This is a genomic window from Pseudomonas sp. NPDC088429 (assembly GCF_044753305.1).
In the GTDB taxonomy this organism is placed as follows: domain Bacteria; phylum Pseudomonadota; class Gammaproteobacteria; order Pseudomonadales; family Pseudomonadaceae; genus Aquipseudomonas; species Aquipseudomonas rustica.
This window is the reverse complement of record NZ_JBIVMX010000100.1, coordinates 721-10,118: the sequence shown is the minus strand read 5'-3', so window position 1 is coordinate 10,118 and position 9,398 is coordinate 721. Positions and strand designations below refer to the sequence as shown.

At 57.8% G+C, this 9,398-nt stretch carries 8 protein-coding genes; 7 read left to right on the top strand and 1 reads right to left on the bottom strand.

Annotated features, from left to right (window positions below):
- From carB to ACIP66_RS27065, 3 genes are all read left to right on the top strand, one after another.
- A partial coding sequence (carB, locus tag ACIP66_RS27075) for a carbamoyl-phosphate synthase large subunit (protein ID WP_400652224.1) occupies nucleotides 1-3,020 on the top strand: 3,020 nt, incomplete at its 5' end.
- A 2-nt stretch (nucleotides 3,021-3,022) separates the two neighbouring features.
- A complete protein-coding gene (gene greA / locus ACIP66_RS27070) occupies nucleotides 3,023-3,499 on the top strand; it encodes a transcription elongation factor GreA (protein ID WP_053117947.1) in 477 nt (158 codons plus the stop codon).
- A 28-nt stretch (nucleotides 3,500-3,527) separates the two neighbouring features.
- Nucleotides 3,528-3,932 (top strand): hypothetical protein, encoded by a 405-nt coding sequence (locus ACIP66_RS27065; protein WP_053117026.1) that lies wholly within the window; start codon nucleotides 3,528-3,530, stop codon nucleotides 3,930-3,932.
- 9 nt (nucleotides 3,933-3,941) lie between these two features.
- Here ACIP66_RS27065 and ACIP66_RS27060 read toward each other — a convergent pair whose 3' ends face one another.
- Nucleotides 3,942-4,250: a YhbY family RNA-binding protein gene (locus ACIP66_RS27060; protein WP_053117027.1), complete on the bottom strand. Its 309-nt coding sequence runs from the start codon at nucleotides 4,248-4,250 to the stop codon at nucleotides 3,942-3,944.
- A 101-nt stretch (nucleotides 4,251-4,351) separates the two neighbouring features.
- Here ACIP66_RS27060 and rlmE point away from each other — a divergent pair, with 101 nt between their 5' ends.
- The 4 genes from rlmE to glmM all read left to right on the top strand — a co-directional run bounded on the left by rlmE (nucleotide 4,352) and on the right by glmM (nucleotide 9,306).
- Nucleotides 4,352-4,981: a 23S rRNA (uridine(2552)-2'-O)-methyltransferase RlmE gene (gene rlmE / locus ACIP66_RS27055; RefSeq protein ID WP_053117028.1), complete on the top strand. Its 630-nt coding sequence runs from the start codon at nucleotides 4,352-4,354 to the stop codon at nucleotides 4,979-4,981.
- Between the two features lie 203 nt (nucleotides 4,982-5,184).
- Nucleotides 5,185-7,092, top strand: a complete 1,908-nt coding sequence (gene ftsH, locus ACIP66_RS27050; protein WP_127925787.1) for an ATP-dependent zinc metalloprotease FtsH — start codon at nucleotides 5,185-5,187, stop codon at nucleotides 7,090-7,092.
- Nucleotides 7,093-7,100: 8 nt separating this feature from the next.
- Nucleotides 7,101-7,952, top strand: coding sequence for a dihydropteroate synthase (gene folP / locus ACIP66_RS27045; protein ID WP_212549744.1), 852 nt, complete (start codon nucleotides 7,101-7,103; stop codon nucleotides 7,950-7,952).
- 16 nt (nucleotides 7,953-7,968) lie between these two features.
- Nucleotides 7,969-9,306 (top strand): phosphoglucosamine mutase, encoded by a 1,338-nt coding sequence (glmM, locus tag ACIP66_RS27040; protein ID WP_400652220.1) that lies wholly within the window; start codon nucleotides 7,969-7,971, stop codon nucleotides 9,304-9,306.
- The last annotated feature ends 92 nt before the right edge of the window (nucleotides 9,307-9,398 follow it).

The following is a 9,398-nucleotide window of genomic DNA, read 5'->3' as shown; positions in this document are numbered from 1 at the left end:
CGATCAAGTGGCAGACCGTTGCCAAGATCATCGAGAAAGAGCGTCCGGACGCCGTGTTGCCAACCATGGGCGGCCAGACTGCTCTGAACTGCGCCCTGGACCTGGAACGCGAAGGCATTCTGGAGAAGTTCGGCGTAGAAATGATCGGCGCCAACGCCGACACCATCGACAAGGCTGAAGACCGTTCGCGTTTCGACAAGGCGATGAAATCCATCGGCCTGGCGTGCCCGCGCTCCGGTATCGCCCACAGCATGGAAGAAGCCAACGCGGTTCTCGAAACCCTCGGCTTCCCGTGCATCATCCGTCCGTCCTTCACCATGGGCGGCACCGGTGGTGGCATCGCGTACAACCGTGAAGAGTTCGAAGAAATCTGCGCCCGCGGTCTCGACCTGTCGCCGACCAAAGAGCTGCTGATCGACGAATCGCTGATCGGCTGGAAAGAATATGAAATGGAAGTTGTCCGCGACAAAAAGGACAACTGCATCATCGTCTGCTCGATCGAAAACTTTGACCCGATGGGCGTGCACACCGGTGACTCGATCACCGTGGCTCCAGCACAAACCCTGACCGACAAGGAATACCAGATCCTGCGTAACGCCTCCCTGGCGGTACTGCGCGAGATCGGCGTCGAGACCGGCGGTTCCAACGTGCAATTCGGTATCTGCCCGGACACTGGCCGTATGGTCGTGATCGAAATGAACCCGCGCGTATCGCGTTCCTCGGCGCTGGCTTCGAAAGCCACCGGTTTCCCGATCGCCAAAGTCGCGGCCAAACTGGCTGTGGGCTACACCCTCGACGAACTGTCGAACGACATCACCGGCGGCAAAACCCCGGCGTCCTTCGAGCCGTCGATCGACTACGTCGTCACCAAGCTGCCACGCTTCGCCTTCGAAAAATTCGCCAAGGCTGACGCACGTCTGACCACTCAGATGAAGTCGGTGGGTGAAGTCATGGCCATCGGCCGTACCTTCCAGGAATCCCTGCAGAAAGCTCTGCGCGGCCTGGAAGTTGGCGTTTGCGGTCTGGACGAGAAGCTCGACCTGAGCAACCCGGAAAGCATGAGCGTGCTCAAGCGCGAACTGACCGTGCCGGGCGCCGAGCGCATCTGGTACGTGGCAGACGCTTTCCGCGCTGGCATGACCGTCGAAGAAATCTTCGCGATGAACATGATCGACCCTTGGTTCCTGGTACAGATCGAAGATCTGATCAAGGACGAAGAGAAGGTCAAGACCCTCGGTCTGTCCGCGATCGACCGCGACGTGATGTACAAGCTCAAGCGCAAAGGCTTCTCCGATCAGCGTCTGGCCAAGCTGCTGGGTGTGACCGAGAAGAACCTGCGGACTCACCGTCACAAGCTGGAAGTGTTCCCGGTCTACAAGCGCGTTGACACCTGCGCCGCCGAGTTCGCCACCGACACCGCTTATCTCTATTCGACTTACGAAGAAGAGTGCGAAGCCGCGCCGTCGGGTCGCGACAAGATCATGATTCTAGGCGGTGGCCCGAACCGTATCGGCCAAGGTATCGAGTTCGACTACTGCTGCGTTCACGCTGCCCTCGCACTGCGCGAAGACGGCTACGAAACCATCATGGTCAACTGCAACCCGGAAACTGTTTCCACTGACTACGACACCTCCGACCGTCTGTACTTCGAATCGGTAACCCTCGAAGACGTGCTGGAAATCTGCCGCGTCGAGAAGCCAAAAGGCGTTATCGTTCAGTACGGCGGCCAGACTCCGCTGAAACTGGCTCGCGCTCTGGAAGCCGCCGGCGTGCCAATCATCGGCACCAGTCCGGACGCGATCGACCGTGCCGAAGACCGTGAGCGTTTCCAGCAAATGGTTGAGCGCCTGAACCTGCGTCAGCCGCCAAACGCCACCGTACGCAGCGAAGACGAAGCAATTCGTGCCGCCAGCAAGATCGGTTATCCGTTGGTCGTACGCCCATCCTATGTACTGGGTGGCCGCGCGATGGAAATCGTTTACGAAGAAGAGGAGCTCAAGCGCTACCTGCGTGATGCGGTGAAAGTGTCCAACGACAGCCCGGTGCTGCTCGACCACTTCCTCAACTGCGCCATCGAAATGGACGTGGACGCGGTCTGCGACGGCAAAGACGTTGTCATCGGCGCAATCATGCAGCACATCGAGCAGGCTGGCGTTCACTCCGGTGACTCCGCGTGCTCGCTGCCGCCGTACTCGCTGCCTGCGCACATCCAGGACGAGATGCGCGAACAGGTCAAGAAAATGGCCCTGGAGCTGGGCGTTGTCGGCCTGATGAACGTACAGTTGGCGCTGCAAGGCGAAGACATTTACGTCATCGAAGTCAACCCGCGTGCTTCCCGCACCGTACCGTTCGTGTCGAAGTGCATCGGTGTTTCCCTGGCGATGATCGCTGCCCGCGTGATGGCTGGTAAGACCCTGAAAGAAATCGGCTTCACCAAAGAAATCATCCCGAACTTCTACAGCGTGAAAGAGGCAGTCTTCCCGTTCGCCAAATTCCCTGGCGTTGACCCGATCCTCGGCCCAGAGATGAAGTCGACCGGTGAAGTGATGGGCGTCGGCGACACCTTCGGTGAAGCATTCGCCAAAGCCCAGATGGGCGCGAGCGAAGTGCTGCCGACCGGCGGTACTGCGTTCATCAGCGTACGTGACGACGACAAGCCATTGGTTGCAGGCGTGGCCCGTGATCTGATCAACTTGGGTTTCGAAGTGGTTGCCACTGCCGGTACTGCCAAGCTGATCGAAGCCGCAGGTCTGAAAGTGCGCCGTGTGAACAAGGTGACCGAGGGTCGTCCGCACGTGGTCGACATGATCAAGAATGACGAAGTCACGCTGATCATCAACACCACCGAAGGTCGTCAGTCGATCGCTGATTCGTACTCCATTCGTCGTAATGCCTTGCAGCACAAGATCTACTGCACCACTACCATTGCTGCTGGCGAAGCTATCTGTGAAGCGCTGAAGTTCGGTCCGGAAAAGACCGTGCGCCGCTTGCAAGATCTACACGCAGGATTGAAGGCATGAGCATAACCAAATACCCAATGACTGTTCAGGGCGCCAAAGCCCTGGAAGAAGAACACACTCACCTGACCAAGGTCGTCCGTCCGAAGCTCAGCCAGGACATCGGCACGGCTCGCGAGCTGGGTGACTTGAAGGAAAACGCTGAATACCATGCCGCGCGCGAACAGCAAGGCATGGTCGAGGCGCGGATTCGTGACATCGAGGGCCGGATTCAGAATCAGGTCATCATTGATGTCACGTCGATCCCGCACACTGGCAAAGTGATTTTCGGCACGACCGTGGAAATCGCCAACGTCGAGACGGATGAGCGCGTTACTTACCACATCGTGGGTGAGGACGAGGCTGACTTCAAACTCGGCAAGATTTCCGTCGGTTCGCCACTGGCCCGCGCCTTGATTGCCAAGGAAGAGGGTGATGTGGTGGCGGTTAAAACGCCTGGTGGCGTGATCGAGTACGAGATTGTCGAAGTCCGTCACATCTGAAAAAGGGCGCCCGCTGCACGCGGGCGCCATGCTTTGGCAACTGACCCAGATGTTATGGGTCGGCGGTCTATGGCTAATTCATCTCGGTTTGCAGCCGGCATTGGGCAAAATTGGCCTGGCGCCGCTGCTGATCGATGAAGTAGCCGCTGCATTTGAAGTGCTGGTGGTGGGATTCGCTGCCGCTTGCGTGATATTTCAGGCTTTGGTGCTGGTACAAGCCGAAGGCCTTGCCAGTCTATGGCGGGATTTTCGCGGGCAGGTGCTGCTGATGGCGTTGTACGCGTGCGCGATGTTTGTCGCAGTGCGTGTCGGCTGGCCGGAAGCGCAGCGCTGGCAGGAATTCAGTTTTCTGATTCTGGGCTTTTCCGGTTTGATACTGGTAATGCAACCGGTGCCGGGGTGGAGTGTCAGGGTGCGCGAAGCACACCCTTGACCCCTGTCATCACTTGAAGCGATGAACGTTCGACAGCTGCTTGTTGGCGCTGAAGTTCTTGCGATACACCAGTGCCATCTTGCCGATGACCTGTACCAGATCCGCTTTGCCGACCTTGCACAGCTCTGCGATTTGCGCCAGGCGCGCTTCGCGATCAAGGATGGTGAGCTTGATCTTGATCAGCTCGTGATCCGCCAATGCACGTTCAAATTCGGCTAACACACCTTCAGTCAAACCATTGTCGGCTACCGTCAAAACGGGTTTCAGATGGTGGCCAATGGATTTGTACTGTTTCTTCTGCTCTTGAGTGAGCGGCATAATCTGACCCTTTCGTCTGGATTCTGTAAAATGGCGGCCATTTTACCCGAGGGCTCGTGGATCCGCCCAATTAATCACGACCCTAATTATCGAGGTGCCCAATGGCGCGTTCCAAGACAAGCCTTGGTTGGCTGAAAAGACATGTTAATGACCCATATGTGAAGCAGGCCCAGAAGGATGGCTACCGCTCGCGTGCGAGTTACAAGCTTCTGGAAGTCCAGGAGAAGTACAAACTGATCCGCCCCGGCATGAGCGTTGTCGACCTGGGCGCAGCGCCTGGCGGCTGGTCGCAGGTCACCAGCCGGTTGATCGGCGGTCAGGGGCGTCTGATCGCCTCGGACATTCTGGAAATGGACAGCATTCCGGACGTGACTTTCATTCAAGGTGACTTCACCGAGGATGCGGTGCTCGCACAGATCCTTGAGGCGGTAGGTAATTCGCAGGTGGACCTTGTGATTTCCGATATGGCCCCCAATATGAGTGGTACGCCCGAAGTTGACATGCCCAAAGCCATGTTTCTTTGTGAACTGGCGCTAGACTTGGCGGAGCGAATCCTCAAGCCGGGCGGTAATTTTGTAATCAAGATTTTTCAGGGTGAAGGGTTCGATACCTACCTGAAGGATGCTCGCAAGAAGTTCGACAAGATCCAGATGATCAAGCCGGACTCTTCTCGAGGCACCTCCCGCGAGCAATACATGCTGGCTTGGGGTTACCGCGGGCGTAGTGAGTAAAACGGAGTTTTTTTGGCGGGGTGATAGGTTTTTCGTATTTCGCCCCGAGCGCATTAGCGAATATTGTGTAGAAAGTGTTTCACAAAGGGTTACAGACGGCGCCTGCCAGAGCCGTAGGTAATGTAGTAAGTTAGGCCGGTGAATATCATGCGAAGCGCGCGCCAGTAGCGGAGCTTGCTTCAGAGGGTAGTTAATTGAACGATATGGCAAAGAATCTGATCCTGTGGTTGATCATCGCGGCTGTCCTGGTGACAGTGATGAACAACTTCTCCAGCCCTAACGAGCCGCAGACCCTCAACTATTCCGACTTCATCCAGCAGGTCAAGGATGGCAAGGTCGAACGCGTAGCGGTTGATGGCTATGTGATTACCGGCAAACGCAATGACGGCGACAGCTTCAAGACCATTCGTCCGGCGATTCAGGACAATGGCCTGATCGGCGATCTGGTCGACAACCACGTTGTGGTTGAAGGCAAGCAGCCTGAACAGCAAAGCATCTGGACCCAGCTTCTGGTGGCCAGCTTCCCGATCCTGGTGATCATCGCGGTGTTCATGTTCTTCATGCGCCAGATGCAGGGCGGTGCCGGCGGCAAGGGCGGGCCGATGAGCTTCGGCAAGAGCAAGGCGCGCCTGCTCTCCGAAGATCAGGTAAAAACCACGTTGGCTGACGTTGCCGGTTGCGACGAAGCCAAGGAAGAAGTGGGCGAGCTGGTTGAATTCCTCCGTGATCCGGGCAAGTTCCAGCGCCTGGGCGGTCGTATTCCTCGCGGTGTGCTGATGGTCGGTCCTCCGGGTACCGGTAAAACCTTGCTGGCCAAGGCGATTGCCGGCGAAGCCAAAGTGCCGTTCTTCACCATTTCCGGTTCTGACTTCGTCGAGATGTTCGTCGGTGTCGGTGCCAGCCGTGTGCGTGACATGTTCGAGCAGGCGAAGAAACACGCGCCTTGCATCATCTTTATCGACGAAATCGACGCCGTCGGCCGCCATCGTGGCGCCGGCATGGGTGGCGGTCACGATGAGCGTGAGCAGACTCTCAACCAGTTGCTGGTTGAGATGGACGGCTTCGAAATGAACGACGGCATCATTGTTATCGCTGCAACCAACCGTCCTGACGTACTCGACCCTGCGCTGCTGCGTCCGGGCCGTTTCGACCGTCAGGTTGTGGTCGGTCTGCCGGATATCCGTGGTCGCGAGCAGATCCTCAAAGTACACATGCGCAAAGTGCCAATGGGTGACGACGTCGCTCCGGCCGTGATCGCACGTGGTACTCCGGGCTTCTCCGGTGCTGACCTGGCTAACCTGGTCAACGAAGCGTCGCTGTTCGCTGCACGTAGCGGCAAGCGCATCGTCGAGATGAAAGAATTCGAACTGGCCAAAGACAAGATCATGATGGGCGCCGAGCGCAAATCGATGGTCATGTCCGAGAAAGAAAAGCAGAACACTGCTTATCACGAAGCGGGCCACGCCATTGTGGGTCGCGTCGTGCCTGAGCATGATCCGGTCTACAAGGTGTCGATCATCCCGCGCGGTCGTGCGCTGGGTGTGACCATGTTCCTGCCGGAAGAAGATCGCTACAGCCTGTCCAAGCGCGCACTGATCAGTCAGATCTGCTCGCTGTATGGCGGCCGTATTGCTGAAGAGATGACCCTGGGCTTCGACGGTGTCACCACCGGTGCTTCCAACGACATCATGCGTGCCAGCCAGATTGCACGGAACATGGTGACGAAATGGGGCCTGTCGGAAAAACTCGGTCCGCTGATGTACGCTGAAGAAGAGGGCGAAGTGTTCCTCGGTCGCGGCGGTGGCGGGCAGGCGGCCAGCTTCTCCGGTGAGACAGCCAAGCTGATCGACTCCGAAGTGCGCAGCATCATTGATCAGTGTTACGGCACGGCCAAGCAGATCCTTACGGACAACCGTGACAAGCTCGATGCCATGGCTGACGCTCTGATGAAGTACGAAACGATCGATGCTGAACAGATCGACGACATCATGGCCGGTCGCACACCTCGCGAACCTCGCGACTGGTCGGGTGGCACGGGTACACCGCCGCCTCCGGTTGTTCAGGATGAGCGTCCGGAAACACCGATTGGCGGTCCGGCTGCTGACGTTTAAGGTTTGAAATGACTTTTGCACAGTCCCTGACCCGGTTGCCTTGCGGCAACCGGGTTCTTGATTTGGCCCATACGCATGTCATGGGCATTCTCAATGTCACTCCCGATTCCTTTTCCGATGGCGGCCGATACAGCCAGCTCGACGCGGCCCTGCGCCACGCCGAAGCCATGGTCGCCGCTGGTGCGACGTTGATCGATGTTGGCGGCGAGTCGACTCGCCCCGGCGCGCGTGCGGTTTCCCCTCTCGAAGAGCTTGAACGCGTCGCGCCAATCGTCGAGCTGATCAATCGCGAACTCGATGTGATTATCTCGGTTGATACCTCGACGCCCGCGGTGATGCGCGAAACGGCGCGGCTCGGTGCTGGTCTGATTAACGATGTCCGTTCATTGCAGCGTGATGGTGCGCTGGATGCAGCAGCGGCGACCGGTTTGCCGGTGTGCCTTATGCATATGCTGGGTGAGCCTAGTGACATGCAGGACAATCCGCACTATCAGGATGTCACTCGGGAAGTCGGTGAGTTTCTCGCTGAGCGCATGACGCAATGTGCGGCCGCCGGTATTCCTGCCGAGCGAATCATCCTCGATCCGGGGTTTGGCTTCGCCAAAACCCTGCAGCACAATCTAAGCTTGTTCAAGCACATGGAAGCCCTGCATGCGTTGGGCCGGCCGCTGCTGGTGGGCGTTTCTCGTAAAAGCATGATCGGGCAGGCGCTGAATCGTCCTGTCGGTGAGCGGCTGCACGGCGGTTTGGCACTGGCGGCGCTGGCGTCGTTGAAAGGTGCGCGTATATTGCGTGTCCATGATGTGGCGGAAACGGTAGACGTGGTGCGGATGCTCGCGGCCGTGGAATCAGCTGAATAAGAATGATGGAGCACTTATGAGCAAGAAATATTTTGGTACTGACGGCATTCGTGGTCGAGTCGGTGAATACCCGATTACCCCTGACTTCATGCTCAAGCTTGGCTGGGCTGCCGGCATGGCGTTCCGCAAGATGGGTGCCTGCAAGGTGCTGGTCGGCAAGGACACGCGGATTTCCGGCTACATGTTCGAATCGGCGCTGGAGGCCGGCCTGACCTCTGCGGGTGCCGATGTGATGCTGCTGGGCCCGATGCCGACGCCAGCAATCGCCTACCTGTCGCGTACGTTCCAGGCTGAGGCCGGTATCGTTATCAGTGCATCGCACAATCCACACGACGATAACGGCATCAAGTTTTTCTCCGGCAAAGGCACCAAGCTGCCAGATGAGCTGGAGCTGATGATTGAAGAGTTGCTCGACACACCGATGACGGTGGTTGAGTCGAGCAAGATCGGCAAGGTGTCGCGTATCAACGACGCATCCGGTCGCTACATCGAATTCTGCAAAAGCAGTGTGCCGACCGGTACCAGCTTCTCCGGGCTGAAAATTGTCATCGACTGCGCCCACGGTGCGACCTACAAGGTAGCGCCTAGTGTGTTTCGTGAGCTGGGTGCTGAAGTGGTGGTGCTGTCGGCGCAACCTAATGGCCTGAACATCAACGAAAACTGCGGCTCGACCCATATGGGCCAGTTGCAGGCGGCGGTGATGGCTGAGCATGCCGATCTGGGTATCGCGTTCGATGGTGACGGTGACCGCGTACTGATGGTCGATCACACCGGTGCCATCGTTGATGGTGATGAGCTGTTGTTCATCATCGCCCGTGATCTGCATGAGCGCGGCAAGCTGCAGGGCGGCGTAGTCGGTACGCTGATGAGCAACCTGGGTCTTGAGTTGGCGCTGGCGGAGCTTTCAATTCCGTTTATACGTGCCAATGTCGGCGACCGCTATGTGATTGCTGAATTGCTCGAACGCAACTGGCTGGTTGGTGGTGAAAATTCGGGGCACATCGTTTGCTTCAATCACACCACGACCGGTGATGCGATCATCGCGGCGTTGCAAGTGCTGATGGCGCTCAAGACCCGTAACGAAGGTCTGGCGCAAAGCCGTCAGGCGCTGCGCAAGTGCCCTCAAGTGCTGATCAACGTGCGTTTTGGCGGCGGCGACAATCCGCTGGAGCATCCTGCTGTCAAGGAAGCCAGTGCGCGTGTAACCCAGGCAATGGCGGGTCGTGGTCGTGTGCTTTTGCGCAAGTCCGGGACAGAGCCTCTGGTGCGCGTCATGGTCGAAGGCGAGGACGAAACGCAGGTTCGCAGCTATGCCGAAGAACTGGCAAAACTGGTAACTGAAGTTTCTGCCTGATTCGGCTTGCAAGGCATGATTGTGTTGGGTAACATCTGCGCCCACTTTGACCGACGAGGTACAGCATGCGTCGCCCTATGGTAGCTGGTAAC